Origin of the sequence: Pseudomonas sp. NBRC 111119, assembly GCF_001320125.1 — a bacterium.
In the GTDB taxonomy this organism is placed as follows: domain Bacteria; phylum Pseudomonadota; class Gammaproteobacteria; order Pseudomonadales; family Pseudomonadaceae; genus Aquipseudomonas; species Aquipseudomonas parafulva.
The window spans coordinates 13878-39320 of the sequence record NZ_BCAV01000068.1 but is presented as its reverse complement, the minus strand read 5'-3'; the positions used below and the strand labels follow the sequence as shown (position 1 = coordinate 39320).

At 64.4% G+C, this 25443-nt stretch carries 25 protein-coding genes; 11 read left to right on the top strand and 14 right to left on the bottom strand.

Annotated elements, in window-relative coordinates:
- Nucleotides 1–30 precede the first annotated feature (30 nt).
- On the bottom strand, nt 31–903 hold the full coding sequence (locus APH25_RS22715) for a LysR substrate-binding domain-containing protein (RefSeq protein ID WP_060483491.1): 873 nt from the start codon (nt 901–903) through the stop codon (nt 31–33).
- A gap of 109 nt (nt 904–1012) precedes the next feature.
- Here APH25_RS22715 and APH25_RS22710 point away from each other — a divergent pair, with 109 nt between their 5' ends.
- Together APH25_RS22710 and phnX are read left to right on the top strand one after the other, a co-directional pair.
- Nucleotides 1013–2119: a 2-aminoethylphosphonate--pyruvate transaminase gene (locus tag APH25_RS22710; protein WP_060483490.1), complete on the top strand. Its 1107-nt coding sequence runs from the start codon at nt 1013–1015 to the stop codon at nt 2117–2119.
- Between the two features lie 29 nt (nt 2120–2148).
- Nucleotides 2149–3006 carry a phosphonoacetaldehyde hydrolase gene (phnX, locus tag APH25_RS22705; RefSeq protein WP_060483489.1) on the top strand — a complete coding sequence of 286 codons (858 nt, stop codon included), beginning with the start codon at nt 2149–2151 and terminating at the stop codon, nt 3004–3006.
- Nucleotides 3007–3009: 3 nt separating this feature from the next.
- On the opposite strand, the gene APH25_RS22700 is transcribed toward phnX, so the two are convergent.
- Nucleotides 3010–4074, bottom strand: a complete 1065-nt coding sequence (locus tag APH25_RS22700) for an AI-2E family transporter (RefSeq protein WP_028632564.1) — start codon at nt 4072–4074, stop codon at nt 3010–3012.
- A 132-nt stretch (nt 4075–4206) separates the two neighbouring features.
- On the opposite strand from APH25_RS22700, the gene yegQ reads away from it, so the two are divergent.
- The 4 genes from yegQ to APH25_RS22680 all read left to right on the top strand — a co-directional run bounded on the left by yegQ (nt 4207) and on the right by APH25_RS22680 (nt 7620).
- Nucleotides 4207–5541 (top strand): tRNA 5-hydroxyuridine modification protein YegQ, encoded by a 1335-nt coding sequence (yegQ, locus tag APH25_RS22695; protein WP_060483488.1) that lies wholly within the window; start codon nt 4207–4209, stop codon nt 5539–5541.
- 140 nt (nt 5542–5681) lie between these two features.
- A complete protein-coding gene (locus APH25_RS22690; protein ID WP_060483487.1) occupies nt 5682–6110 on the top strand; it encodes a DUF411 domain-containing protein in 429 nt (142 codons plus the stop codon).
- Nucleotides 6110–6547, top strand: a complete 438-nt coding sequence (locus APH25_RS22685; protein ID WP_028632561.1) for a YqaA family protein — start codon at nt 6110–6112, stop codon at nt 6545–6547. Before APH25_RS22690 ends, APH25_RS22685 begins: the two co-directional genes overlap by 1 nt.
- 74 nt (nt 6548–6621) lie before the next feature.
- Nucleotides 6622–7620, top strand: a complete 999-nt coding sequence (locus APH25_RS22680; protein ID WP_060483486.1) for an alpha/beta fold hydrolase — start codon at nt 6622–6624, stop codon at nt 7618–7620.
- A gap of 18 nt (nt 7621–7638) precedes the next feature.
- Here APH25_RS22680 and zapE read toward each other — a convergent pair whose 3' ends face one another.
- From zapE to APH25_RS22655, 5 genes are all read right to left on the bottom strand, one after another.
- Nucleotides 7639–8745 (bottom strand): cell division protein ZapE, encoded by a 1107-nt coding sequence (gene zapE / locus APH25_RS22675; RefSeq protein WP_060483485.1) that lies wholly within the window; start codon nt 8743–8745, stop codon nt 7639–7641.
- 48 nt (nt 8746–8793) lie between these two features.
- A complete protein-coding gene (locus APH25_RS22670; protein WP_060483484.1) occupies nt 8794–9945 on the bottom strand; it encodes a PQQ-dependent sugar dehydrogenase in 1152 nt (383 codons plus the stop codon).
- Nucleotides 9946–9980: 35 nt separating this feature from the next.
- Nucleotides 9981–10298 (bottom strand): hypothetical protein, encoded by a 318-nt coding sequence (locus tag APH25_RS22665; RefSeq protein WP_060483483.1) that lies wholly within the window; start codon nt 10296–10298, stop codon nt 9981–9983.
- Between the two features lie 233 nt (nt 10299–10531).
- The gene (locus APH25_RS22660) at nt 10532–12952 is read right to left on the bottom strand and encodes a TonB-dependent receptor (protein WP_060483482.1); all 2421 of its coding nucleotides are present in this window, start codon (nt 12950–12952) and stop codon (nt 10532–10534) included.
- Nucleotides 12953–13091: 139 nt separating this feature from the next.
- A complete protein-coding gene (locus APH25_RS22655) occupies nt 13092–14216 on the bottom strand; it encodes a sigma-70 family RNA polymerase sigma factor (protein ID WP_060483481.1) in 1125 nt (374 codons plus the stop codon).
- A 134-nt stretch (nt 14217–14350) separates the two neighbouring features.
- Between APH25_RS22655 and APH25_RS22650 the strand changes: the two genes are divergently transcribed.
- The gene (locus APH25_RS22650; protein ID WP_060483480.1) at nt 14351–14833 is read left to right on the top strand and encodes an LEA type 2 family protein; all 483 of its coding nucleotides are present in this window, start codon (nt 14351–14353) and stop codon (nt 14831–14833) included.
- Between the two features lie 16 nt (nt 14834–14849).
- Here APH25_RS22650 and APH25_RS22645 read toward each other — a convergent pair whose 3' ends face one another.
- Nucleotides 14850–15113 carry a hypothetical protein gene (locus tag APH25_RS22645; protein ID WP_028632553.1) on the bottom strand — a complete coding sequence of 88 codons (264 nt, stop codon included), beginning with the start codon at nt 15111–15113 and terminating at the stop codon, nt 14850–14852.
- 121 nt (nt 15114–15234) lie between these two features.
- Between APH25_RS22645 and APH25_RS22640 the strand changes: the two genes are divergently transcribed.
- The gene (locus tag APH25_RS22640; RefSeq protein ID WP_028632552.1) at nt 15235–15555 is read left to right on the top strand and encodes a YqjD family protein; all 321 of its coding nucleotides are present in this window, start codon (nt 15235–15237) and stop codon (nt 15553–15555) included.
- Nucleotides 15556–15577: 22 nt separating this feature from the next.
- Here the strand turns inward: APH25_RS22640 and APH25_RS22635 are convergent, their stop codons facing one another.
- Nucleotides 15578–16195, bottom strand: a complete 618-nt coding sequence (locus APH25_RS22635; protein ID WP_060483479.1) for a tRNA-(ms[2]io[6]A)-hydroxylase — start codon at nt 16193–16195, stop codon at nt 15578–15580.
- 154 nt (nt 16196–16349) lie between these two features.
- Here APH25_RS22635 and APH25_RS22630 point away from each other — a divergent pair, with 154 nt between their 5' ends.
- Nucleotides 16350–17216 carry a universal stress protein gene (locus APH25_RS22630; protein WP_060483478.1) on the top strand — a complete coding sequence of 289 codons (867 nt, stop codon included), beginning with the start codon at nt 16350–16352 and terminating at the stop codon, nt 17214–17216.
- A gap of 54 nt (nt 17217–17270) precedes the next feature.
- Here the strand turns inward: APH25_RS22630 and APH25_RS22625 are convergent, their stop codons facing one another.
- The 4 genes from APH25_RS22625 to APH25_RS22610 are packed head-to-tail and all read right to left on the bottom strand — an operon-like array spanning nt 17271 to nt 22373.
- Complete coding sequence (locus APH25_RS22625; protein ID WP_060483477.1) at nt 17271–17474, bottom strand: formate dehydrogenase subunit delta; 204 nt, start codon at nt 17472–17474, stop codon at nt 17271–17273.
- A complete protein-coding gene (fdhF, locus tag APH25_RS22620) occupies nt 17471–20341 on the bottom strand; it encodes a formate dehydrogenase subunit alpha (RefSeq protein ID WP_060483476.1) in 2871 nt (956 codons plus the stop codon). Before fdhF ends, APH25_RS22625 begins: the two co-directional genes overlap by 4 nt.
- A complete protein-coding gene (locus APH25_RS22615) occupies nt 20338–21897 on the bottom strand; it encodes an NADH-quinone oxidoreductase subunit NuoF (RefSeq protein WP_060483475.1) in 1560 nt (519 codons plus the stop codon). The genes fdhF and APH25_RS22615 overlap by 4 nt, the downstream gene beginning before the upstream one ends.
- The gene (locus tag APH25_RS22610; protein WP_060483474.1) at nt 21891–22373 is read right to left on the bottom strand and encodes a formate dehydrogenase subunit gamma; all 483 of its coding nucleotides are present in this window, start codon (nt 22371–22373) and stop codon (nt 21891–21893) included. The genes APH25_RS22615 and APH25_RS22610 overlap by 7 nt, the downstream gene beginning before the upstream one ends.
- A 338-nt stretch (nt 22374–22711) precedes the next feature.
- Here APH25_RS22610 and APH25_RS22605 point away from each other — a divergent pair, with 338 nt between their 5' ends.
- Nucleotides 22712–23143 carry a GFA family protein gene (locus tag APH25_RS22605; protein ID WP_060483473.1) on the top strand — a complete coding sequence of 144 codons (432 nt, stop codon included), beginning with the start codon at nt 22712–22714 and terminating at the stop codon, nt 23141–23143.
- Nucleotides 23131–23460 (top strand): hypothetical protein, encoded by a 330-nt coding sequence (locus APH25_RS22600; protein ID WP_060483472.1) that lies wholly within the window; start codon nt 23131–23133, stop codon nt 23458–23460. The genes APH25_RS22605 and APH25_RS22600 overlap by 13 nt, the downstream gene beginning before the upstream one ends.
- Before the next feature lie 81 nt (nt 23461–23541).
- Here the strand turns inward: APH25_RS22600 and APH25_RS22595 are convergent, their stop codons facing one another.
- Entirely contained in the window at nt 23542–25182 is a 1641-nt protein-coding gene (locus APH25_RS22595) for a methyl-accepting chemotaxis protein (RefSeq protein ID WP_060483471.1), read from the bottom strand.
- Nucleotides 25183–25443 lie beyond the last annotated feature (261 nt).

The following is a 25443-nucleotide window of genomic DNA, read 5'->3' as shown; positions in this document are numbered from 1 at the left end:
CGCCACAACCTGGGCAGGCGGAACCGCGTCCTAGCCCGCCCGCTGTGCCTGCGACACGTCCATGAACACCTGGATCAAGCGCAGCCCCCGCCGCCGCTCCAGGCAGCCCACCCAATGCTGGTTGACCAGCGCTGCACCGCTCAACGGGCGCACCACCACGCGCGGGTCGTGGGGGGCTTCGGTGGACGAGACGATACCGATGCCCAGCTCGGCGGCCACTGCCTCGACCACAGCTTCCCGGCTGCCCAATTCCAGCAGCACACGCAGTTGTAGCCGCGCCGCGGCGCAAGCCTCGTCGAAGGTGCGGCGGGTAGTGGAACCCTGCTCGCGCAGCACCATGGCCTGCTGATCGAGCCTGCTGAGCGGCAGGTCGCCAGCGCTCGCAGCCCAGGCATGGCCGGCCGGCAGCAGGGCGCAAATACGGGACTGGCACAGCGGTTGGAGGTAGAGCGCCTTGTGCGGCTCGGTGTCTGTGAGCACTGCCACATCGACGTGCTCGCTGAGCAAGGCCGCCAGGGTTTCACGCGCATTGCCCAGGCGCAGGCTGACGGTGACACCCGGATGAGCCTGGCGCAGCTGCGCCAGAATCGGCATGACGCGGTGCGGGCTGTCGGCAGCCACCTCCAGGCGCCCACTCAGCAGTTGCTGGTTGGCTTCGAGCATGGCCTTCGCCTCGTCGGCCAGGCCGAACATCGCGCGTGTCACGGCTGCCAGCCGCACGCCCGCTTCGGTCAGTTCCACCCGCCTGGCAGTGCGGCGCAACAACGTGACCTGGTAGTGCTCTTCCAGTGCCTTCACATGCCCGGTAACGGCCGGCTGGCTGATGAACAGGCGCGCAGCGGCGCGGGTGAAGCTGCCCTCGCGGGCCACGGCGTCGAACGCGCGAAGCTGAAACAGATTCATGGATATCGGCCTGGCTTATGGCTGGCATCGGAACAAGCAATTTGATTGATGGCCGCACCGATTGCAACCTCATGCCACAACCCCGGCCACTGCTGACGAGGCATCCCCCATGAGCACCGCGCCCACTCTTTTAACCCCCGGCCCCCTCACCACTTCCCTGCGCACCCGCCAAGCCATGCTGGTGGACTGGGGCTCCTGGGACGAGGATTTCAACCGCATCACCCACCGCGTGTGCGAACAACTGTTGGCCATCGCCAGCGCCAACGCCACCCATCACTGCGTACCGCTGCAAGGCAGCGGCACGTTCGCGGTGGAAGCGGCCATCGGTACCCTGGTACCCCGCGCAGGCAAGGTGCTGGTGCTGATCAATGGCGCCTACGGCCGCCGCATCGCCAACATCTGCCGGGTACTCGGGCGCACCTGCCTGCCGTTCAAAACCGCCGAAGACCAGGCTGTGAGCGCCGCGCAGGTCGATCGGCTGCTCACTGAGCACGCCGATGTCACCCATGTGGTGCTGGTTCACTGCGAAACCAGCACCGGCATCCGCAACCCGCTGGAGCTGATCGCACAGGTGGTGAGCAGGCATGGCAAGCGCCTGATCATCGATGCCATGAGCTCGTTCGGCGCCATCCCGATAGACGCCAGCAGCACACCCTTCGAAGCGCTGATCGCCGCCTCGGGAAAATGCCTGGAGGGGGTGCCGGGCATGGCGTTCGTGCTCGCCCAGAAGCACGCGCTGGCAGCCGCGGCAGGCAATGCCCACTCGCTGGCGCTGGACCTCTGCGACCAGCAGGCCTACATGGCCAGCACCGGCCAATGGCGCTTCACACCTCCCACCCACGTGGTAGCTGCCCTGCACGAAGCCCTGCAGCAATATGCCGAGCAAGGCGGCCTGCCCGCACGGGCGCGCCGCTATGCCGAAAACTGCGAATGCCTGCTGCAAGGCATGGCTGAGCTGGGGCTGCGCCGCTTTTTGCCCGCCGAAGTCCAGGCACCCATCATCGTCACCTTCCATGCGCCGCGCGATGCCCGCTATCGCTTCAAGGACTTCTACGAAGGGGTCAAGGCCAAGGGCTTCATTCTCTACCCAGGCAAGCTGACCGAGGTGGACACCTTCCGCGTCGGCTGCATCGGCGCGGTATCGCAGGACCGCATGCAGGCAGCGGTGAACGCCGTGGCAGAGGTACTTCGTGACCTGCACATCCGGTACATCTGACCCCCATCGACTATCTGGAAACAGCACCCATGAAGTACAGCAACCCTGCGCAATTACAGGCCGCCATCCTCGACTGGGCCGGCACCGTAGTCGACTTCGGTTCTTTTGCCCCTACCCAGATTTTTGTCGAGGCCTTCGCCGAATTCGGCGTCAGCCTCACACTCGAAGAAGCCCGCGGCCCGATGGGCATGGGCAAATGGGACCACATCCGCACGTTGTGCAATGTGCCAACCATCGCCTCACAGTATTGCCAAGCCTTTGGCCGGCTACCTACTGATGAAGACGTCACGGCCATCTACCAACGCTTCATGCCCCTGCAGATCGACAAGATCGCACTGCACTCGGCGTTGGTTCCCGGCGCATTGCACACGCTCAAGCGCCTGCGCGCGAGCGGCCTCAAGATCGGCTCATGCTCTGGCTACCCCAAGCGCGTGATGGACAGGGTGGTCGCGCTGGCTGCCAGCAGCGGTTACGTGGCCGACCACGTGGTAGCCACGGATGAAACACCCAACGGCCGCCCCTGGCCGGCCCAGGCGCTGGCCAACGTGATCGCGCTGGGCATCGAGGACGTTGCAGCGTGCGTCAAGGTCGACGACACGCTGCCGGGTATTCTGGAAGGCCGGCGTGCCGGCATGTGGACCGTCGCCCTGATGTGCTCAGGCAACGCCCTGGGCCTGAGCTGGGAGGGCTACCAGGCACTGACCGGCGAACAACTGCAGTACCAGCGCATGCGCATCGCGGCCCTGTTCGAAGAGGCGCAACCGCACTACCTGGTCGATACGCTCAACGGGCTGCCGGCCGTGGTGAATGACATCAACCGCCGCCTGGCAGCCGGCGAAATGCCCCAGACGGCGCAGGCCAATGCCCTGCTCGGCAGCCTGGGGTGAAGGCTACTGGGGCAATTGCACCTGCGGCTTGTTGGACACGAAAATCGCCCAGCTGGAGATGAACAGCGCCGCGATCAATGGCCCGATCACGAAGCCGTTGAGCCCGAACACCGACAGCCCACCCAGGGTAGATACCAGGATCAGGTAGTCTGGCATGCGCGTGTCCTTGCCTACCAGAATCGGCCGCAACAGGTTGTCCACCAGGCCGATTACTAATACCCCGAAGGCGGTCAATATCACCCCCTGAAGGATCGCACCGGTCATCAGGAAGTAGATCGCCACCGGGCCCCAGACGATGCCCGCGCCCACGGCAGGCAGCAACGACAGGAACGCCATCATCACCGCCCACACCAGCGCGCTGGGAATACCCAGTACCCAGAAGATGAAGCCACCCAGCGCGCCCTGGGTAATCGCTACCAGTACGTTGCCCTTGACCGTGGCACGCACCACACGCTTGAACTTCAGCTGCAGGCGGCGCTTCTGGTGCTCTGGCAGCGGCACCGCCATGCGTACGCGCCGGGCCACCTCGGCGCCTTCGCGCAGGAAGAAGAACAGCAGGTACATCATGATGCCGAAGCCCACCACGAAATCGAACGTGCCCTGGCCGAAGCTGAACGCCTGGCTGGCGAGAATCTGGCTGCCCTCCGAGGCCCAGGTGGTGATCTTGTCGCGCAGGGCTCCCAGGTTGCCCATGCCCATGTTGTCCAGGCCAGTCTGGGCGAAGGCCGGCAGCATCTCCTTGCCCCGCGCGACGTACCCGGCAATGTCCAGCTGCCCGCTCTGGATACGCTGGTACAGCGACGCGCCTTCCTGCACCAGCAGGCCGCTGGTGACGATGACCGGCAGTACCGCCACCAGCAGGCAGATCAGCGTGGTCACGCCGGCGGCCACGTTGCGCCGCCGCCCAAAGCGGATCAACAGGTTGCGCTGCAAAGGCGCAAACAGGATACCGAGAATCACCGCCCAGAAGATGGCGCCGTAATAGGGCAGCAAGATCCACACGAAGGCGATGGTCACCAGCGCCAGGAGCACTGCCAGGGCTTTGTTCTGCAAAGCGGTTTCGTTCATTTCCGGTCCTCGGAGGGTTACTGGCATATTAGTGCGCGCGGCACTGCCAAAAGTGCCGTTGTTCAGTTGATTCAGATCAATAACCTACCCCGTGCCAGGCGCTAGCATCCGCGCCCTTTACCCGGTGCGCCCATGACCCCCACTGCCAAGCCCGAACTGCTGGCTCCAGCCGGTACCCTCAAGACCATGCGCTATGCGTTCGCCTATGGCGCCGACGCGGTCTACGCGGGCCAGCCACGCTACAGCTTGCGGGTGCGCAACAACGAGTTCGACCACGCCAACCTCGCCCTGGGCATCCAGGAGGCCCATGCCTTGGGCAAGCGCTTCTACGTCGTGGTCAACATCGCCCCGCACAACGCCAAGCTCAAGACCTTCCTCAAGGACCTGGCACCGGTGATTGCCATGGCCCCCGACGCGTTGATCATGTCCGACCCCGGCTTGATCATGCTGGTGCGCCAGCACTTCCCGCACATGCCGGTGCACCTGTCGGTGCAGGCCAACACCGTCAACTGGGCCAGCGTGCAGTTCTGGCAGTCGCTGGGGCTTACCCGGGTGATCCTCTCGCGGGAACTCTCGCTCGAAGAAATCGCCGAGATCCGCCAGCAGGTGCCCGACATGGAGCTGGAGGTGTTCGTGCATGGCGCCCTGTGCATGGCCTACTCTGGCCGGTGCCTGCTGTCTGGCTACCTGAACAAGCGCGATGCCAACCAAGGCACTTGCACCAACGCCTGCCGCTGGCAGTACGACGTGAAACCCGCCAGCGAAAACGCGACCGGCGACATCGTGCGCGAAGTGCAGCCCACGCTGGGCCTGGGGGCGCCCACCGACCAGGTGTTCCTGCTGCAGGAGAGCAACCGCCCGGGCACCGAAATGCCAGCGTTCGAAGACGAGCATGGCACCTACATCATGAACGCCAAGGACCTGCGTGCCATCCAGCACGTCGAGCGCCTGGCCGGCATGGGTGTGCACTCGCTGAAGATCGAGGGCCGCACCAAGTCGCACTTCTACTGCGCCCGTGCGGTGCAGTCCTACCGCAAGGCCATTGATGACGCTGTGAACGGGCGCCCCTTCGACCGCGCGTTGATGGGCAACCTTGAATCGCTGGCGCAGCGCGGTTACACCGAGGGCTTCCTGCGCCGCCACGTGCACGACGAATACCAGAACTACCAGCGCGGCAATTCGGTGTCCGAGCGCCAGCAGTTCGTGGGCGAGCTGACCGGGCAGCGCATCGACGGCCTGGCCGAGGTCAAGGTCAAGAACCGCTTTGCCGTGGGTGATCACCTGGAGCTGATGACGCCGCGCGGCAACTATCACTTCGACCTGCACCAGCTGTGCAACCGCCAGCAGCAGGCCCTTGCAGTGGCGCCGGGTGACGGTCACGTGGTGTACCTGCCGATTCCGGAACAGGTCGCGCTCGAGCACGGCCTGCTGATGCGGGACCTTGCCGATGACGAAACTGCCAGCTGACAAAGCTGTAATGAATGCGTCAGCAGGCTGACAGGCGCTGCGGGCGAACATGCATCGCAAGCTGCCCCGCCACCGCGCCTGCGCTATGCTGCCGGCCCGGTCGGCGGTATTTCGCCTGCGTCACTCAAGGAGCTTTGATCATGCTGCGCAAACACCTGCTCACGCTGGGCCTGCTGGCCGCCTCCGGCATCGCCCAGGCCGCCGACACCCTCGATGTCTACCGCGACCCGAACTGTGGCTGCTGCAAGGCCTGGATCAGCCACCTGCAGGAAAACGGCTTCACCGTAAATGACCACGTTGAACCGAACATGAGCGCAGTGAAACAGCGCCTCGGTGTGGCGCCACGCCTGGCCTCGTGCCACACCGGCGTGATCAACGGCAAGTTCGTCGAGGGCCATGTGCCCGCCGAGCAGGTGCGCCTGCTGGCTGGGCGCAGTGACCTCAAGGGGGTTGCGGTGCCGGGCATGCCTGTCGGGTCACCCGGCATGGAAATGGGTGAGCGCAAGGACGCCTATGAGGTGATCGGGGTCACCCAGCAAGGCGAGGACACCGTGGTCGCCCGCTACTGATGTTCAGCCTGTGGGCGCTGTTTCTCAGCGCCTTTGGCGCCGCTACCCTGCTGCCGCTGCAGTCGGAGGCCGTGCTGGTCGGCTTGCTGCTGCGCCAGCCCGAAGCCTGGGTAACCCTGCTGCTGGTCGCCACCTTGGGCAATGTGTTGGGTTCGGTGGTGAACTGGCTGCTGGGGCGCGCCATCGAGCGCCTGCGCGACAAGCGCTGGTTCCCCTTCAGCCCCGCGCAATTGGCGCGTGCGCAGCGCCGCTACCAGCGTTGGGGCCCTTGGTCTTTACTGCTCAGCTGGGTGCCGGTGATCGGCGACCCGCTCACATTGATTGCCGGGATCATGGGTGAACCGCTGTGGCGCTTCCTGCTGCTGGTTACCCTGGCCAAGGCCGGCCGCTACGCCGTGCTGGTCATGCTCACCCTGGGCTGGTTTCACGCTTGGTAACACCTTCTCGACTACGCCGTGTCCAACGGCTGGTACAGTCGCCGTTTCCTACGTGATCTGACATGGAGTGCCACATGCTGCGCGCAACCGCCCTGGCCCTGACCTGCCTGGCCGGCAGTTCGGCCATTGCCGCTGAACCGCCCACCTACGGTGCCCAGCTCGAAGGGTTCACCTACCCTCACCCGCTCAAGCACTTTGAATTCGAATCCCAGCGCCAGGTGCTGCAGATGGGGTACATGGACGTACCCGCGCAAGGCCAGGCCAACGGCCGCAGCGTCGTGCTGATGCACGGCAAGAACTTCTGCGCCGCCACCTGGGAAACCACCATCGATGCCCTGAGCAAGGCAGGCTACCGGGTGATCGCGCCCGACCAGGTCGGCTTCTGTACCTCCAGCAAGCCCGCGCATTACCAGTACAGTTTCCAGCAACTGGCCGACAACACCCATGCATTGCTGCAGCACCTCGGCATCCAGCAGAGCGCCGTGCTTGGCCACTCCACCGGCGGCATGCTCGCCACCCGCTACGCGCTGATGTACCCACAGCAGGTCACACGCCTGGCCATGGTCAACCCCATCGGTCTCGAAGACTGGAAAGCCCTGGGGGTGCCTTATCGCACGGTAGACCAGTGGTATGCCCGCGAACTCAAGCTGGACGCAGCAGGCGTGCGCGACTATGAACGCAAGACCTACTATGCCGGGCGCTGGAAGCCGCAGTACGAGCGCTGGGTGCAGATGCTGGTGGGGCTCAACCAGGGGCCCGGGCATGAAGCGGTGGCATGGAACTCGGCGCTGATCTACGACATGATCTTCACCCAACCGGTCTATCACGAGTTCAAGCACCTGCAAATGCCGACGCTGCTGCTGATCGGTGACAAGGACACCACGGCCATTGGCAGCGATATCGCACCAGCGGACGTGAAGGCGAAGCTGGGCAAGTACGACGTGCTTGGCCCACAGGTCGCCAAGCTGATTCCCCAAGGGGAGCTGATCACCTTCGAAGGCATGGGGCATGCACCCCAGATCGAGGAACCTGTCCGGTTCAACCGCACCCTGATCGACTGGCTGGGGCGCTGAACACCGCGCCTGGCGTCGTCAGGCGAAACGTTGCAGCTGCATTTCCTTCAGCCGGCTGAGCGTACGCTGGTACGGGAAGGCCAGGTAGCCCTCGGTGTACAACTGGTCGAGCGGCACCTGTGCCTCCAGGTACAGGGCCACTCGGCGGTCGTAGCACTCGTCGACCAGGGCGATGAAGCGGCGCACCGCATCGTCCTTGGGCGACAGCGCCGGCAACTCCCGGTCACCCGCCGCTACCCGCGCAGCACCGTCTTCGGTACCCCGGGCGATCCGGCCGGCCTGCTGCTGCCCGCCCAGGGCAGGAATACCCGAAAGCAAGATGGCCGTGAACCCATCGCACAGGGCCATGAACTCGGCGGTCGCGAACGGCTGTTCGCACAGGTTGGCGAATGGGCACCAGATCACGTGCTGGCTGCGACGCAGCACCTGCAACTGCCTGCTGCCCATGGCCAAAGGCTGATCGGTACCGGGGTCGCCCGGGCTGAGCTGGCTGAACAGCGTTGCAAACTGGCTGACCTGCCCGGCAGGCACCACCCAATAGCGCTGCCGCTGCGCCCCGGGATGCAAGCGGTGATCCTGCTCGCCCGAAACCGGCAACACGTGCATGTGCTGCTCGATTGCCTTGATGGCCGGCAAGAACCGCTCGCGGTTGAAGCCGTCTCGGTAGAGCTGGTCGGGCGGCTGGTTGGAGGTAGCGACGAGCACCACGCCGCGGTCGAACAATACCTGGAACAAACGCCCCAGGATGATCGCATCGGCAATGTCATTGACGAACAATTCATCGAAGCACAGCACGCGGATATCGCCGGCCAGCTCGGCCGCCAGCGCGAGCAGAGGGTCTGGGGTGCCGTTGAGCTGGAACAGGCGCTGGTGCACCCAGGCCATGAAGTGGTGAAAGTGCTGGCGCCGGCTGGGCACCTGCAGGCAGCGGTGAAACTGGTCCATCAGCCAGGTCTTGCCACGCCCCACCGGCCCCCACAGGTACAGCCCATCGGGAACGCGGCCGCGTTCGATCATCTCAAAGCAAGCCTGCAGAGCCTGAACGGCGCGGGCCTGGGCGGGGTCGGCAACAAAGCCCTGGGTGCTCAGGGCTTGCTGGTAGAGGGTTTGAGGGTCGTTGGCCATGGCGCATTGTACACGCCCGCGTGCCCGATGCCGGCCAACGCCAACGGGTCAATTGTCGCGGGCCAGCCCCACTTTCAACAGCGCACCGTCCTTGGCATCGGTCAGCACATACAGGTAGCCGTCCGGGCCAACGCGCACATCACGGATGCGCGCCTTCAGGTCGCCCAGCAAACGCTCTTCGTGTACCACCTTGTCTCCGTCCAGCTGGAGGCGGATCAGCTCCTCGGTGGCCAGGGCGCCAATGAACAGGTTGTGGTCCCAGGCGGTGAACACGGGGCTGTCGTAGAACGCCATGCCACTGACGCCCGGGGATTTCTCCCACACATGGTGGGGGTCGACCATGCCGTCCACATGTTTGCCCTTGGCTTCCGGAATCGGCAGCATCGAATAGTTGATGCCGTGGGTCGCGATCGGCCAGCCGTAGTTCTTGCCCGCCGCCGGAATATTGATTTCATCCCCGCCACGCGGGCCGTGTTCGTTGGTCCACAGCTTGCCCGTCCACGGGTTCAGGGCTGCGCCCTGCTGGTTGCGGTGGCCGTAGGACCAGATCTCGGGGCGCACGTTTTTCTGGCCAACAAAGGGGTTGTCCTTCGGCACCTCGCCGTCCGGCAAAATGCGCACAATCTTGCCTTGCAGCTTGTCCAGGTCCTGGGCGGTGGGGCGCTGGTTGTTTTCGCCCAGGGCAATGAACAGGTAACCGTCGCGGTCGAACACCAGGCGCGAGCCAAAGTGGTTGCCCTCGGACAGCTTCGGTTGCTGGCGGAAGATAACGGTGAAGTTTTCCAGGCGGGCGCGGTCCTCGGACAGTTGCCCACGGCCCACCGCCGTCCCCCCCTTGCCATCATCGCCTTGTTCAGCATACGACAGGTACAGGGTGCGGTCCTTGCCAAACGTGGGTGACAGCACCACATCCAGCAGGCCACCCTGGCCCTCGGTCCATACCTTCGGTACCCCGCTGATCGCCGGCCCCACCTTGCCCTCGGCGCTAATAACCCGCAGGTTGCCCATGCGCTCGGTCACCAGCAGGTCCTTGCCGCCCGGCAAGAATGCCAGCGCCCACGGGTTGCGCAGGCCATCGGCGACGGTGTCTACGGTCAGCGTGCCTTCTTCACTTTTGAACGTCTGCTGCGCGGCGGCGTGGGCCAGCAGCGGTGACAGTGCAGCGGCGGTGAGGGTGACTAGCCAGGTTGCTCGGGACATGCGGGGTTCCTTAGGGCAAGTGCTTGGTAGAGGGCTCAAGGCGCGCGCGGGTTGTCGCGCGGGGGCCGCGTGGGTTCGAGGTTGGGGGCTTGCTGTTGGCGGCGCAGGTTGTCGCCGTTACCGATCCCGCGGTTGTCCAGCGTGGGCGGGCGTGGTGCGGGCTGCGTGGAAGGGCCACGTACCGCAGGCGTTGCCGGAACGCTGCCCTGGCGGCTATTGGGGTTGGCGCGCTGGATGGGGCTGTTGTAGGGGTTGTTGCTGCCTGCGACAGGCTGCAGCCCGGGTTGTGGGGCTGCCTGCACCGGCAGGCAAAGGGCTGCACCCAGCAATAGCATGGCAAATTGGGGTTTCATGCTCCACCTCCTGTACGAAACGCTGCGCCTGGGGGTTTGATAGCCTACGGCGCAAAGGGTTCGGGCCAAAAGGCTGAATGCGGGCGGAGATGATTCCTGATGTTTCTGGGGGTTGGTTTCGGCGGGCGCCGCTTTTGCGGCGCATCGCGAGCTGGCGCTCGCTCCTACGAAAGCAGGAACGGGCACCGGCTCGGAGCGGGCGCCAGGTTGCAAGACGCCGCGAAGGTGGGCGCTTAGTACGCCAGGCTCCAGGTCAAGGTGTACGTCCGCCCGCGCCCTTGATAGTCATACAGGTAAGCCGGCCCGTAGGTAGGCGAATAGAACAACGCAGCCCGCTGCCCCCACACCGTGCTGTACTGTTTGTCCAGCAGGTTCTGAATACCGGCGCTGAATGTGCCAAAGCCTGTGTCCTGGCTGCCCAGCAGGTCGAAGGTGGTGTAGCCGTCGATCGTGTGCCCGGCATCGTCCTTCAGGCTGAACGCCCGGTTGGCCTGCAGCCGTGCGCTGCGGCCATCGTCCTTCCAGCCAACGAATGCTGTGGCTTTGGACAACGAGGCATAGCGAGCGTCACGCTTGATCCAGCCGCCACCGGCCGCCTCTTCTTCGGAACGGGTCAGGTGCAAGGTGCCACCCGCCTCCCAGCCGCTCTGGAAATGACGGGTAAGCGCACCCTCGAAACCAAAATCACGGCTCTTCTGGGCCTCCACGTCAATGGTCAGCGTTTGCGAATCGACGTTGATGATCTTGTCCGACCAGATGTAATACAGCGCCGCCTGCGCATCCCATTGCAGGTCCGCGTAGCGCCAGCCCAGCTCCACCTGGCGGCTCTTGATACCGGCCAGGGGGTTGTCACCCACGCTCAGGCCAGGCTTGCCGTAATACTTGGCCGGGTCCGGCAGGTCGAAACCCTCGCCGTAGTTGGTCCACAGCTGATGGCCGTTCTTGAAGTCGTAGATGGCCCCGAGGTTGTACAGGTTGACCTGGTAATCGTTACTGCCCCCCGGCACCCCCTTGAAGTCGCCTACATCCACGTCCATCTGCTGACGCCGCGCGCCGCCGGAGAACGTGAGGTTGTCCGTGGCATGCCAGTCCAGCTGCCCGTAGAACGACACGCCGTCCACCCGGTAGCTGGGGTAGCGTGCCGCCTTGCCGGCCTTGTCCAGGTCCAGCCCACCGGTGGCGGACGAGGTGCGGGCGTCAAAGGTGGTCTGGTCGGCATTGAACCGCTCGCGGTCAACGTCCACGCCATAGGTGAGCTTCAACGTGTCCCACTGTTTGGCGAACAGCCCCTTCAGGCTGGTGACTTCGAAGTTCTGCTGGGACCCGGCAAAGTACACCCCACGTGAACCGGTCGGCGCCCCGCGGTTGTAGTAAGGGAACGGGTAGAAATTGTCGGCTTCCTTGCGGTAGGACGCTTGCAGGTAGAAGTCCTGGCCCAGCACGTCGCTGTGGTGGTAGTTGGCGTTGAGCAACAGGCGCCGGGTGCGCGGGTTGAGGTCTGACGAATAGCCGCTGCGCAGTTCGGCGTCCTCCAGGTCCGACGGTGCATTGTACTTGAGGTTGGGGAACCAGATGCCGGTGCTGCCGTGGTTGCCCGAATCGTAGTACTGCGCCAGCAGGTCCAGGCTTTGCTGGTCGTTAAACTGCATACCCACGGTACCCAGCAGGTCCAGGGTGCGGTTGTACTGCAGGTCGGTCTGGGTGTTGTCGATGAAAATCTGGTCGCCCGCACCGTCGTAGAACGCTTCGTTCTGCTCCCCGGACACACCCAGCCGTGCGTTGAAGCGGTCGTTGCCGCCGCTGACCGACTGGGCGAAGCGGGTGGCGAGGTCGTCGCTGTTGTTGAAACCGCTGCTGGCGCCAAGCTGGGTTTCAAAGCGTACCGGCCCGGGCTCGCCCTTCTTGGTCACGATGTTGATGATGCCGCCGGTGGCGCCGCCCCCGTAGATGGCGCTGGCGCCGGACAGCACTTCCACACGCTGGACGTTGAAGGGCGAAATGCTGTCGAACTGGCGCGACAGCCCACGGGAGCTGTTCTGGCTGACCCCATCGATCATCACCAGCACGTTGCGCCCGCGCATGTTCTGGCCGTAGTTGGTCCGCCCTTCCGGGGCCAGGTCCAGGCCGGGGACCAGCTTGCCGATGGCCTCCTTGAGGCTGACGCCACTGTCGATCTGCTCGCGCAATTGCTGCTGGTCAACCACCCAGACGGTACCTGGGATTTCGGCGATGGCGGTGCTGGTGCGCGACGCCACGCTGACCTCGATCGGCTTGAGGCTCACAGCCTGCGGCGGGGCATCAGCCTTGCGCAAGGTGATGGTGCCGGCATCGGTGAACTGCCAGCGCAGGCCACTGCCTGCCAGCAGCACTTGCAGCGCCTGCTCCACACCGTACTGCCCCTGCAGGGCGGTACTGGCACGGCCGGCGACGTCGGCCGTGGTGTACAGCAGGTGCACACCCGCCTGGTCGGCAAAGGCCGTCAGGGCCTGGTCCAGGGGCTGGGCGGGTACGTTCAGCTGCACCTGTGTGGCCTGCAGGGGCGCAGGCTGCGCAGCGCTGGCAGCCTGTGGCTGCAGCGGGCCGACCAGCAAAGCCACAGCGCTGCAGGACATCAAAGCATGATGGAGGTAACCGCCACGGCGGTTGATGGGCATGGGCTTCAAATGCACGATTGAGCTTCCAGGCAAGTCGTCAATGGGAAGAGGTTGCTGATCAGTCCCACTACGACGATCTGGCCTGGAAGAACTTGCAGTCCCCATTGAAAGTATTTTTCAGTTAGCCCGCACAGACGGCTTAACGCACTACCGCCAACCATGGCAGGTAGGTGACTGTCAGGCCGTAGCGCTGTTCCAGGGTGCGCAGCAACGCCTGAGGGTCATCGAGGTCGAACACCCCGCTGACCTCCATGGCTGCCAACTGGCTGTTTGAAAGCACGATGCGGCCATGGCGGTAACGCTCCAGCTCTTCCAGCACCTGGCCCAGCGGCCTGCCATTGAAGATCAGCTTGCCCCGTTGCCAGGCCATTTGCGTGCTGGCATCACTGGCGACTGCCACAGGCTGCCCCCCGACCTGCGCCGTGCCTTGTGCCAGGACCACACCGCCATCGCGGCGCACACTGAAGCGTGCGGCGTCGCCGCGCACCGGCTGCGTCGCCGTTTCGACCACGAAAGGCCGCGACCCAGGCGCAGTCTCGAACAGCGCCTCCCCTGCCACCAGCACCACGCGCCGCTCGTGCTCGTCAAAGGCCACGTCAAGGGCGCTGGCGCTGTTCAATGTCACCCGCGTGCCATCGGCCAAGGTGATGACCCGGCGCTCACCTACGCCCGTGTGGTAGTCGGCCAGCAGCGCGGGCGCCTGCTGCCAAACCACCAGCGCTGTCACCAGCGCGGCCACGGATGCAGCCACGCCGGCCTGCTTCAACCAGCCCCGACAGTGGCGCAGGGCATGCCCGATGTACTTGGCCACCATGCTTTCGGACACCCCCAGGCGCTGGGCTACCTGCCTTTGCGTCAGGCCTTCCACCCGGTTCAACAACAATGCCTGACGCGCGTTGGCCGGCAGTTGCAATAGCGCCTGGTCAAGAATCTGCAAGCGTTCATGGGCCAGTAACGCCGCTTCTGGCGGGGGTGCCTGGCAGGCCACGTCCACAACGCCCTCACCTTCATCGTGGCACGCTGCGATCCGCCGCTCTCGCCGCAAGGCATCGATCGCCAGGTTGCCCGCCACCCGGAAGATGAAGCTGCGCGCATGCAACACCGGAACCGCCTGGGCGTCGATTTTAACCAGCTTCAGGTAGGTTTCCTGAGCCACATCCGCAGCACGCTGGCGGTCGCTCATGCGCCGGGTCAGAAACCGCAGCAGGTCGTCATAGTGCTCCTGGAAACTCGCCAGCAAGCCCGGCGCGGGGGAAGTCAGCATGGGTTCGGCCACTGCACGTTAGGAGGAATTATCGGGCGTTAATGAGAAACAGTATCTTTCATCTACGCTGTCACTTTCAACGCCGACGCGCATTTGCCACACTGCCTGCACTCCCCAGGCAAGGTTTGCACCTCATGACAGCCCGCTTCTACCGTACAACCCGCTCGTTCATGGTACTGGTAATGGTCACCGCCCTCGGCGCCTGCGCCCTGCTGGAGCCGCGCGAGCCGGTAAATGTCAGCGTGATCGGCATAGACCCTTTGCCCGGGCAAGACCTGGAGCTGCGCATGGCCGTGAAAATGCGGGTGCAAAACCCCAACGAAACGCCCATCGACTACAACGGCGTTGCCCTCAACCTGGAAGTGAACGGCCAACCGCTGGCCGCAGGTGTCAGCGACCAGCACGGGCAGATTGGGCGTTATGGCGAAGCCGTGATCGAGGTACCGGTGAGCATCACTGCGTTCTCATTCCTGCGCCAGGCCTATGGCCTGGGCAAGCTCGACGGGCTGCAAGGGCTGCCGTACAAGCTGCGCGGCAAGCTGGCCGGCGGGCCGTTGGGCACCGTACGCTTCACCGATGAAGGCAAGCTGGACCTGCCCAAGGGCACCGACTGGTAGGTCCCCGTATGCCGGCTTAGCGGCCGGCGTTGGCTGCGGCCATCAGCTTGTTGACTTCGCTGCGGACCATGTTGCCGTACTCGGGCGGGGTCATGTTGTCGAGCTCGTTGCGCACCCACTCTGCCCACTTGCCCTTGCGCCTGGGCTTCTCGGCGATCAGGCGCGCCGCTTCACCCTTGGCCTTGCCCAGGTTGGCCTGCCACATTTCGAACAGGCGCGCCTTCTCCGCCTCGATCTGCGCCCGTTCCTCGAAGCTCATGTTGGCTAGGTTGAAACTCATGGATCACCTGCTAGCTGTAAATGGCGGCTATCTTACACCAACGCGCCAATAGCGATTGGAAGCAACTTTTACGGCGCACGAGTATCCATTGTTCTAACAACCCATAGACGAGGAGCATGGCATGGCCCGTAAAAATGCCGCTGCAGCCGACAGCGATCAGATCAAGGACCAGGTATTCAGCGAGTTGCAGGCGCTGATCGAAGAATCGGAAAAACTGCTCAACGACAGCGCTGCCCTGGTGGGCGAGGAAGCGGAAACCCTGCGCGCCCAGGTCAGCCTGAAACTGCGCCAGGCCCGCGAAGCGGCCGGCAACGTGCGTGACAAGGCCCAGCCAATGGTAGACGCCACCCAGGACTACATCGGTGGGCACCCGTGGCAGACCGTTGCCATTTCGGCAGGCGTTGGCCTGGTGGTTGGCCTGCTGTTGGGCCGCCGCGACTGATCCCCTGGCCGCCTGGCAACCGTCAGGCGGCTTGCGCCATGGGGATACCGCTGTGGAAGCGCAGCTCCTGGTCGGGTGACTGGATAAGCTCCACCTCCGCAGCGCGTACCAACTCCATCCGGCGAGTAATATCCGCCTCATCACCGTAAAGATGCGCCAGCTTAAGGTAGCCCTGGTAATGGCGTGCCTCACTCTTGAGCAGGCCGTGGTAAAAGCGGCCCAGCTCGTCATCCAGGTGCGGCACCAGGGCCGCGAAGCGCTCACAGCTGCGCGCTTCGATAAATGCCCCCACCACCAGCGTATCCACCAGCTTGACCGGTTCGTGGGCCCGCACCATGCGCCGCAGGCCAGACGCGTAGCGCCCTGCCGACACCGGCCGCAAGGGCACCCCACGGCGTTTCATCAAGCGCAGCACCTGTTCGTGATGCACCAGTTCTTCTCGCGCCAGGCGCGACATCATGTTGATCAGGTCCAGGTGGGTGTTGTACTTGGCGATCAGGCTGAGGGCCGTGCTGGCAGCCTTGAATTCGCAGTTCTTGTGGTCGATCAACAGCGTGTCCTGATCGGCCAGCGCCGCCTGGATCCAGGCGTCTGGCGTGGGGCAGCCGAGAAAGGCGTCGATTTCAGGGATCAGGGACATGAGCGGGCAACCACACAGAACAGGCAGGGCCGGCGATTATAGCGGCGGCGGCGGCCTGCGTCAGTGGCTATGCTTGATATACGTCAAGCGCCCGCGGGGCAAGCGCCGACTATAGTCAGGCACCGGTTGCCAATCTCGAAGGGAGTCTACGCCCATGCAAGCCGTCCGCAGCATTCTCGTCGTGCTCGACCCTGAGCACGCCCACAGCCGGGCTTTGACCCGGGCCAAACTGATCGCCAGCGTCACGGGCGCCCGCCTGCACCTGCTGATGTGCGACAAGCGCCACGAACACAGCGCGGTGCTGAGCCTGCTGAGCAGCCAGCTGCACGATGACGGGTATGACAACGTTACCCACGAGGAGGCCTGGCGCGGCACGCTGCATGACACCATCATCCATGTGCAGCAAGCCGAGGGCTGCGAGCTGGTGATCAAGGAACACCGGCCCGACAACCCGCTCAAGCGCGCCCTGCTCACTCCCACTGACTGGAAGCTGTTGCGCCACTGCCCCTGCGCGGTGCTGATGGTGAAAAGCGAGCGGCCCTGGACCGAGGGCAAGATCCTGGCAGCGGTGGACGTCGGCAACCAGGATGACCACCACCGGCGGCTGCATGCCGCCATTGTCGACCACGGCTATGACATTGCGGCGCTGGCAAAGGGCGAGCTGCACGTCATCAGTGCCCACCCGTCGCCGATGCTCTCCGCGGCCGACCCGGCCTTCCAGCTGAGCGAAACCATCGAGCAGCGCTACCGGGAGGCGTGCAAGGCCTTCCAGGCTGAATATGACATCAGCGAGGACCGTCTGCATGTGGCCGAAGGGCCAGCGGACGTGCTGATACCCCACGTGCAGAAAAAGCTCGACGCCGTGGTGACGGTGATCGGTACGGTGTGCCGAACGGGTATCAATGGCGCTTTGATCGGCAATACATCGGAGGTGGTGCTGGATACGCTGGAAAGCGATGTACTGGTGCTCAAGAGCGAGGAAGCCAGCGCGCACCTGGCGCAACTGGCACGCTCAGCATAACTGGACGGTGTGGGCTGCCTCCGTGCGTTACTGGAGGCAGCCCACTGACCGGTTTCAGCCCAACGCCTCCTTCACCTTCGGGTCCAGCCCCTCCCCGGCATGGTCGTCGATCCACGCCAGCAATTGCCTGCGCATGGACGGTGTCCAGAAGCTGTGCAGGTGCTGGCGTACCCCTTGCACGGCCAGCGCCCGGTTAGGTTCGCTGTCGAAATAATGGGCAATCTGGTTGGCCATCTTCACCAGGCTGTCATTGCTCATTGGCGCACCTCGGCTTTCTCCGCTTTGCGACGCTCCTGCAGCAGGCGCCGCTGTTCGTCACTGAAGTCCTGGTAACGCTTCTGCCACTGCGACGGTTGGAACACCTTCACCACTTCCACCGCCGTGACCTTGTATTCAGGGCAGTTGGTGGCCCAGTCGGAGTTGTCGGTGGTGATCACGTTGGCCCCGGACTCGGGGAAATGGAACGTGGTGTACACCACCCCCGGCGCTACCCGCCCGCTCACACGGGCGCGCAGCACCGTTTGCCCGGCCCGGCTGCCGATGCCCACCCAGTCACCGTCCTGAATACCTCGGCTCTCGGCATCGGTGGGGTGGATCTCCAGGCGGTCGGCGTCGTGCCAGGCCACGTTGCCAGTGCGCCGCGTCTGCGCGCCCACGTTGTACTGGCTAAGAATGCGCCCAGTGGTCAGCAGCAACGGGTAGCGACCGTTGACCTTCTCGTCGGTAGGCACGTACCCGGTAAGCATGAAGCGGCCCTTGCCGCGCACAAACTGGTCGATGTGCATGGTCGGCGTGCCATCGGGCGCGGCATCGTTGCAGGGCCACTGCAAGCTGCCGTGGCGTTCGATCTCGGCGTAGCTGACACGGTGGAACGACGGCGTCAGGCGGGCGATCTCGTCCATGATCTCGGACGGGTGGCGGTAGTTCATCGGGTAGCCCAGGGCGTTGGCCAAGGCCACGGTGGACTCCCAGTCAGCCTTGCCGGCCAACGGCTCCATCACCTTGCGCACCCGCGAAATACGCCGTTCGGCGTTGGTAAAGGTACCGTCCTTCTCAAGGAACGAGCTGCCGGGCAGGAACACGTGGGCGAACTTGGCGGTTTCGTTGAGGAAGATGTCCTGTACCACCACGCATTCCATGGCCAGCAAGGCTGCGGTCACGTGCTGGGTATTCGGGTCACTCTGGGCAATGTCTTCGCCCTGGCAGTACAGCGCTTTGAAACTACCGTCCAATGCGGCTTCGAACATGTTCGGGATACGCAGGCCTGGGTCGGGCTGCAGGGTCACGCCCCAGGCCTGCTCGAACTCGGCGCGCACGCTCTCGTTGGAAATATGCCGGTACCCGGGCAACTCATGGGGGAACGAGCCCATGTCGCACGAACCCTGCACGTTGTTCTGCCCGCGCAGCGGGTTCACCCCTACCCCTTCGCGACCGATGTTGCCGGTGGCCATGGCCAGGTTGGCGATCCCCATCACCGCCGTGCTGCCCTGGCTGTGCTCGGTCACCCCCAGGCCATAATAGATGGCCGCGTTGCCGCCGGTGGCGTACAACCGGGCGGCCGCACGGATCTCTGCAGCGGGTACGCCACAGATCGGGCCCAGTACCTCAGGGGCGTTTTCCGGCAGGCTGACAAAGTCGCGCCAGCGGGCGAAGTCCTCGGTTTCGCAACGGGCGTCGATAAAGCGCTGGGCCAGCAGGCCTTCGGTGACCACCACATGGGCCAGGGCGTTGAGCATGGCCACGTTGGTGCCTGGGCGCAGTTGCAAGTGCAACTCGGCGCGGGCATGGGGCGAGTCCACCAGGTCGATGCGCCGTGGGTCGATCACGATCAGCCGGGCACCCTGGCGCAAGCGGCGCTTGAGCTGCGAGCCGAACACCGGGTGCGCATCGGTCGGGTTGGCACCGATCACCAGCACCACGTCGGCCTTCATCACCGAGTCGAAGCTCTGTGTACCCGCCGATTCCCCCAGCGTCTGCTTGAGGCCATAGCCGGTGGGGGAATGGCACACGCGCGCGCAGGTGTCGACGTTGTTGTTGCCGAACGCCGTACGCACCAGTTTCTGTACCAGATACGCCTCTTCGTTGGTGCAGCGGCTGGAGGTGATGCCACCGATTGAATCACGCCCGTATTTGAGCTGGATGCGGCGCAGTTCGCTGGCGGCGTAGGTGACCGCTTCGTCCCAGCTCACCTCCTGCCACGGGTCTTCCAGGCGCTTGCGGATCATGGGCTTGGTGATGCGGTCCGGGTGGGTGGCGTAACCCCAGGCAAAACGCCCTTTCACGCAGGCGTGGCCATGGTTGGCCCCGCCGTTCTTGTCCGGCACCATGCGCACCAGCTGGTCGCCTTTCATCTCGGCGCGGAACGAGCAGCCCACGCCGCAGTAGGCGCAGGTGGTGATCACCGCGCGTTCTGGCTGGCCCAGCTGCACCAGGCTCTTTTCGGTCAGGGTTGCCGTCGGGCAGGCCTGCACGCAGGCACCGCACGACACGCACTCGGAACTGAGGAAATCATCGCCACCGGCGGCGGCCACCCGGGACTCGAACCCACGGCCGGTGATGGTCAGGGCAAAGGTGCCCTGGATGTCCTCGCAGGCCCGCACGCAGCGGCTGCACACGATGCACTTGCTGGGCTCGTAGTTGAAATACGGGTTGGAAAGGTCCTTCTTTTCGGCCAGGTGGTTGGCGCCGTCGTAGCCATAGCGCACCTCGCGCAAGCCGACCTGCCCGGCCACGGTCTGCAGCTCGCAGTTGCCATTGGCCGAACAGGTCAGGCAGTCCAGCGGGTGGTCGGAAATGTACAGCTCCATCACATTGCGCCGCAGGCCCGCCAGGCGCGGCGTCTCGGTGCGCACCACCATGCCTTCGCTGACCGGCGTGGTGCAGGAGGCCGGGTAGCCGCGCATGCCTTCGATTTCCACCATGCACATGCGGCACGAACCGAACGCCTCCAGGCTGTCGGTGGCGCACAGTTTGGGAATGCTGGTGCCCAGCATGGCCGCAGCGCGCATCACCGAGGTACCGGCCGGCACACTGATGGCGCGGCCATCAATGTTCAGGCTGACCTGCACGTCGCTGTCACGGGCTGGGGTGCCCAGGTCGGTTTCCGGGTCGAAGTAGTTGATCATTGCGCGGCCTCCGTTTGGGTCAGCCCGAAATCGGCAGGGAAGTACTTGAGGGCGCTGGCCACCGGGTAGGCAGTCATGCCGCCCATGGCGCACAGCGAACCGTACTGCATGGTGTCGCACAGATCGCGCAGCAGCAGCGCGTGGTCGTGGCGGTCGGTGATGTCCTGGCTGGCGATCAGCCGGTCCACCACCTCCATGCCGCGGGTGGAACCGATGCGACACGGGGTGCACTTGCCACAGGACTCTTCGGCGCAGAACTGCAGGGCAAACCGCGCCATGCTGGCCATGTTCAGGGTATCGTCGGCCACCACCACCCCGCCGTGGCCGAGCATGGCGCCCATGGCGGCAAACGCTTCGTAGTCCAGCGGCGTGTCGAAGTGGCTGGGCGGCACCCAGGCGCCGAGCGGGCCACCCACCTGCGCGGCCTTCAGCGGCCGGCCGCTGGCAGTGCCGCCGCCGTAACCCTCCACCAGCTCACGCAGGGTCAGGCCGAAGGCCCGCTCCACCAACCCGCCGTGGCGGATATTGCCGGCCAGCTGGAACGGCATGGTCCCCAGCGAGCGGCCCATGCCGAAGTCGCGGTAGAACGCCGCGCCCTTGGCCAGGATGATCGGCACCGAGGCCAGGGTGAGCACGTTGTGCACCAGCGTCGGCAGGCCGAACAACCCCTCGAGCGCCGGCAGCGGCGGCTTGGCACGCACAATACCGCGCTTGCCTTCTATGGATTCGAGCAGCGCGGTTTCTTCCCCGCAGATGTAGGCACCGGCGCCCACCCGCACCTCCAGCTCGAAGGCCTTGCCACTGCCGGCGACGTTGGTACCCAGGTAGCCCGCCTGCCGCGCGACCACGAACGCCTGGTTCAGGGTGCTGATGGCATCGGGGTATTCGGAACGCACATAGATGTAGCCCCTGTTGGCGCCCACGGCCAGGCCTGCGATGATCATGCCTTCGATCAACAGGAAGGGGTCGCCTTCCATCAGCATGCGGTCGGCAAAGGTGCCGGAGTCGCCCTCGTCAGCATTGCACACCACATACTTCTGCCCACCGGCAGCGCCCCGCACGGTACGCCACTTGATGCCTGCCGGGAACGCAGCGCCACCGCGGCCGCGCAGGCCCGAGTCAAGCACGCTGGCGACCACGTCATCGCCCTTCATCGCTACCGCCGCTTCCAGGCCGGCAAAGCCGCCATGGGCGCGGTAATCCTCCAGCGACAGTGGCCGGGTAATGCCAGCGCGGGCGAACAACAGGCGTTGCTGGGTTTTCAGGTAGGGGATGGCTTCCACCGGGCCGAGTGCCAGCGCATGGCCAACCGCCTCGCCAAGCAGGGCGTCGAACAACGACGGCACATCCTGCGGGGTTACCGGGCCAAAGCCCACGCGGCCCTGCACACTGTCACACTCAACCAGGGGCTCCAGCCAGTACAGGCCGCGGGCGCTGGTGCGTTGCACATCAAGCGGCAACTGCCGCTGCAGGGCCTCGCGCTGCAGCGCATCGACCACCTGGTCGGCCCCCACAGCACGGGCTACCGAATCACAAGGTACGTACACCGTCAGCATGCTGCGTCCTCCCGGCAACCGTTCACCAGCTCACGCAGGCGCTCAGGGGTGAGCCGCGCGTGTACCTGCCCGTCCAGCTCCAGGGCCGGCGAACAGGCGCATGCGCCCAGGCAGTACACAGGGCGAAGGCTGATGCCACCGTCTGCGCTGGTGCCATGGTCGTCCAGGGCCAACTGCTCGCGCAGTTGTGCGGCCAAGGCTTCGGCACCGCGGCTCTGGCACGACTCGGCGCGGCAAAGGCGCAGGGTGTGGCGGGCTGGCGGTGTGGTGTGGAAGTCGTGGTAGAAGGTGATCACCCCGCGCACCTCGGCCTGGCTGAGGTTCAGCGCATGGGCGATTTCGGCGACGGCGGCGTCGGGGACAAAACCGATGTCCTGCTGGATGGCATGCAGGATCGGCAGCAACGCGCCAGGGGTGCCCTGGTGGCGTGCCAGAATACGTTCAACGGCGGGCAGGTGAAGCAGTTCATCAGGCATACAGCGGACCTCGGCATCACGGCCCCGCCCCTGTTGTTATGTTGGCGGGTGCCGGCGTGTTCTGCTGCGGCGCGCCGGCCACGTCACGGTTGCGTGGTACTGGCGGCCTCCGTGCCCCTGTTCATGTGTCTACGCACACTGATACGGGGGCATCCTGGAAGCATGGCACTTGTGGGGGCAAGCGGATGCGTACGAACGACCAGGCGCGTCCTGAAACCGACGGATGGGGCAGCCGACCACGGTGCAGCGCCCAGAGGGCCAAGCCCTACGCCTCCCGACCCTCGACGCCACCCACAACTGCGTTTAAGCTGGCGCATTTCCTACGCACGGAACAGCGTATGCCAGGCACATTCCAGGGAAGCTGCCTTTGTGCTGCGGTTGGCTACCAACTGCTCTCCCCGCCCAAGGCGATAAGCCACTGCCATTGCAGCCAATGCCGCAAAGCCCATGGCGCCGCATTTGCGTCCTACGGCAGTGTGCCCCGCACCCACCTGCGCATTCTGCGCGGCGCCGACCGCATTCACAGCTTTGCCTCTTCTGCCACCGTACAGCGCCAGTTCTGCGCAGCCTGCGGCTCAAACCTGTTCTGGTCGCGCAGCGAGGGTGAATTCGCCGAATGGGTTTCGGTCGCTCTGGGCACCCTGGACACACCGTTCCAGCCCGCAAAGCAAAAATACCTTCACACCGATAACGCAGCCTCGTGGCATCTGCCATCAGGTTCCTCCACCCCCGACTCACCACCCGAAAAGGAAATCCCATGCGTACCCTGAAACCCGCCCTTGCCGCCCTGCCGTTTTTCGTCTTGGCCGGCTGCGGCAACGACGCCCTCGAAGGCACCTACGAACAGACCACCACCGTGATGGGCTTCGAAACCCCCAAGCAAACCTGGGAGTTCTCCAAGGACTACATCATCGCCAATGGCAACAAGCTGAAAGTGGATGAGTGGGAGCGCAAGGATGACGTGGTCACCGCCCGCAACAAGGACGGCATGGCCCTGCTGAACGTTCGTGTACTGGAGGGCGGCAAGCGCCTGGAAGCGATTGGCGGCAGCGAAATGGCCAAGAACGTGTTCGTGCGGGTCGACTGACCCGTTGCGGGCCCAGGCAAGGCCCATCAGTTGCGCCTTGCCTGCCCTGCCTCAACGCAGGTCAACCCGCCCGATCACGCATCACAGCTTGAAGGTGTTGACCAGGGTATTGAACGAAATGGCCAGACGCGACAGTTCCTGGCTGGAAGCGTTGGTCTGGTTGGCCCCTGCCGAGGTCTGGGTCGACAGGTCCTGAATGTTGATCAGGTTGCGGTCCACCTCCCGCGCCACATTGGCCTGCTCTTCCGACGCCGTGGCGATCAACAGGTTACGGTCGTTGATCTGGGCGATGTTCTGGGCGATCCGCTCAAGCGACTCACCCGTGGCCTTGGCCAACGCCTCGGTGCTGTCTGCCAGGCTGCGGCTGTTGCCCATGGCCTTCACCGCATCGTCGGCACGCGACTGCACACTGGTGATCATGGCTTCGATCTCACCGGTAGACGCCTGGGTACGCGCCGCCAGTGCGCGCACTTCGTCGGCGACCACGGCAAAGCCACGCCCTTGTTCACCGGCACGCGCGGCCTCGATCGCCGCATTGAGCGCCAGCAGGTTGGTCTGCTCGGCGATGCCACGGATCACGTCCACCACCTTGGCGATATCACGCACGCTGCCCGCCAGTTCGTCGACAATCACGGTGGACTGGCCGATTTCGCTGTTGACGCTGGTAATGGCCTGCACCGCTTCGCGGGCCTGGTCACGACCACTGGCCGCTTCCTGGCTGGTTTGCCGGGAGGCTTCGGAGGTGGACGTTGCGTTACGTGCCACTTCGTCCACCGCTGCACTCATCTCGGTCACCGCAGTGGCGGCCAGCTGAATCTCGTCGTTCTGACGCACCAGCCCGCGGGTGCTTTCTTCCGTGACTGCATTCAGTTCTTCGGCGGCGGAGGCCAACTGGTCTGCCGCACTGGCGATCTGCTGAATCGTGGTTTTCAGGTTGTTCTGCATGCCACCCAGCGCGGTCAGCAATTGGCCAGTTTCATCGGCATGGCCGGTTTCAACCGCTTTGGTGAGGTCGCCGCCCGCAATGCGTTCGGCGTTACGAACAGCCACCGCAATCGGGTTGCTGATCACCCGGCTGATGAACATGCCCAGCAGCAGTGCAGCCACGAAGGCGACACCAATGCCGATGTACAGGTTGAGCTTGGCAGCCGCCTCACTGTCCCTGGCGTCCTGCGCGCCCTCACCGATCTGGCGGTTGTTGGATTCGACCATGATGGTCAGTTCGTCGATCACGGTACGGAAGGCCTGGTGCAACTCGCCGGCCATCAGTTGCCTGGCAGCTGCAAGGTCGCCGCTCTGGATGGTCGCCACGGTCCGGTCGACGACCGCTTGGTAGGCGGGCCAGTCCTTTTCCATCTTGTCGCCGGCCGCACGCTCGTCATCAGCCAAGGGCGTTGCACGATAAACAGCGAAGGCTTTTTCGCTCGCCAGGCGATTCTCTTTCATGGAGGCGAGGATGGCACTGCGTTCCTCCTGCGGCGCGTTGGTGGTGGTTGCCGCCAAGAAGCGATAAAGATCACGACTCTGCGCAATTGCACTGGAGCGGGTTTCGGCGGTTTTGGCCACCGACACCAGGTTATTGGAGAACACGAGTTGCAAACTCGAAGACAACGAGCCGATTCCTTGGCTACCGACAACTCCTACAATCAAGGTGATCAATGCGCAAAGCGCGAAGGCGAGGTACAGCTTGATTGCTAATCTGGCGTCGTAGAACCAATTCATTAGGGAGGCCTGCAATAAAAGGGATGGGCTGCAATTGCACTCAGGCGCTGGCATCAATGCTGTATCGGCGGCACCCGATTACCCTGAAGTGCCGTGCGATATTTTTCATCAACTCAAAAGCCAGGACGATCAGTACGCCCTTGAACGTAACTAATGGCCAATTGCCAAGACACTGACCCCACCCCGGCGCCAAGCGTTCCACTGGCCGATGACTTTAATGAAAAAAATGGCGCCACATCGTTGACGCATATAAAAAACGCC

What these genes read in the sequence shown, in the direction of transcription:
- APH25_RS22665 (WP_060483483.1), bottom strand. Translation starts at nt 10,298, where the DNA reads ATGAAACCCCAATTTGCCATGCTATTGCTGGGTGCAGCCCTTTGCCTG.
- APH25_RS22630 (WP_060483478.1), top strand. Translation starts at nt 16,350, where the DNA reads ATGCAAGCCGTCCGCAGCATTCTCGTCGTGCTCGACCCTGAGCACGCC.
- APH25_RS22715 (WP_060483491.1), bottom strand. Translation starts at nt 903, where the DNA reads ATGAATCTGTTTCAGCTTCGCGCGTTCGACGCCGTGGCCCGCGAGGGC.
- APH25_RS22640 (WP_028632552.1), top strand. Translation starts at nt 15,235, where the DNA reads ATGGCCCGTAAAAATGCCGCTGCAGCCGACAGCGATCAGATCAAGGAC.
- APH25_RS22690 (WP_060483487.1), top strand. Translation starts at nt 5,682, where the DNA reads ATGCTGCGCAAACACCTGCTCACGCTGGGCCTGCTGGCCGCCTCCGGC.
- APH25_RS22650 (WP_060483480.1), top strand. Translation starts at nt 14,351, where the DNA reads ATGACAGCCCGCTTCTACCGTACAACCCGCTCGTTCATGGTACTGGTA.
- APH25_RS22655 (WP_060483481.1), bottom strand. Translation starts at nt 14,216, where the DNA reads ATGCTGACTTCCCCCGCGCCGGGCTTGCTGGCGAGTTTCCAGGAGCAC.
- APH25_RS22595 (WP_060483471.1), bottom strand. Translation starts at nt 25,182, where the DNA reads ATGAATTGGTTCTACGACGCCAGATTAGCAATCAAGCTGTACCTCGCC.
- APH25_RS22645 (WP_028632553.1), bottom strand. Translation starts at nt 15,113, where the DNA reads ATGAGTTTCAACCTAGCCAACATGAGCTTCGAGGAACGGGCGCAGATC.
- APH25_RS22685 (WP_028632561.1), top strand. Translation starts at nt 6,110, where the DNA reads ATGTTCAGCCTGTGGGCGCTGTTTCTCAGCGCCTTTGGCGCCGCTACC.
- yegQ (WP_060483488.1), top strand. Translation starts at nt 4,207, where the DNA reads ATGACCCCCACTGCCAAGCCCGAACTGCTGGCTCCAGCCGGTACCCTC.
- APH25_RS22660 (WP_060483482.1), bottom strand. Translation starts at nt 12,952, where the DNA reads ATGCCCATCAACCGCCGTGGCGGTTACCTCCATCATGCTTTGATGTCC.
- phnX (WP_060483489.1), top strand. Translation starts at nt 2,149, where the DNA reads ATGAAGTACAGCAACCCTGCGCAATTACAGGCCGCCATCCTCGACTGG.
- APH25_RS22635 (WP_060483479.1), bottom strand. Translation starts at nt 16,195, where the DNA reads ATGTCCCTGATCCCTGAAATCGACGCCTTTCTCGGCTGCCCCACGCCA.
- APH25_RS22615 (WP_060483475.1), bottom strand. Translation starts at nt 21,897, where the DNA reads ATGCTGACGGTGTACGTACCTTGTGATTCGGTAGCCCGTGCTGTGGGG.
- APH25_RS22605 (WP_060483473.1), top strand. Translation starts at nt 22,712, where the DNA reads ATGCCAGGCACATTCCAGGGAAGCTGCCTTTGTGCTGCGGTTGGCTAC.
- fdhF (WP_060483476.1), bottom strand. Translation starts at nt 20,341, where the DNA reads ATGATCAACTACTTCGACCCGGAAACCGACCTGGGCACCCCAGCCCGT.
- APH25_RS22700 (WP_028632564.1), bottom strand. Translation starts at nt 4,074, where the DNA reads ATGAACGAAACCGCTTTGCAGAACAAAGCCCTGGCAGTGCTCCTGGCG.
- APH25_RS22710 (WP_060483490.1), top strand. Translation starts at nt 1,013, where the DNA reads ATGAGCACCGCGCCCACTCTTTTAACCCCCGGCCCCCTCACCACTTCC.
- APH25_RS22680 (WP_060483486.1), top strand. Translation starts at nt 6,622, where the DNA reads ATGCTGCGCGCAACCGCCCTGGCCCTGACCTGCCTGGCCGGCAGTTCG.
- zapE (WP_060483485.1), bottom strand. Translation starts at nt 8,745, where the DNA reads ATGGCCAACGACCCTCAAACCCTCTACCAGCAAGCCCTGAGCACCCAG.
- APH25_RS22670 (WP_060483484.1), bottom strand. Translation starts at nt 9,945, where the DNA reads ATGTCCCGAGCAACCTGGCTAGTCACCCTCACCGCCGCTGCACTGTCA.
- APH25_RS22600 (WP_060483472.1), top strand. Translation starts at nt 23,131, where the DNA reads ATGCGTACCCTGAAACCCGCCCTTGCCGCCCTGCCGTTTTTCGTCTTG.
- APH25_RS22610 (WP_060483474.1), bottom strand. Translation starts at nt 22,373, where the DNA reads ATGCCTGATGAACTGCTTCACCTGCCCGCCGTTGAACGTATTCTGGCA.
- APH25_RS22625 (WP_060483477.1), bottom strand. Translation starts at nt 17,474, where the DNA reads ATGAGCAATGACAGCCTGGTGAAGATGGCCAACCAGATTGCCCATTAT.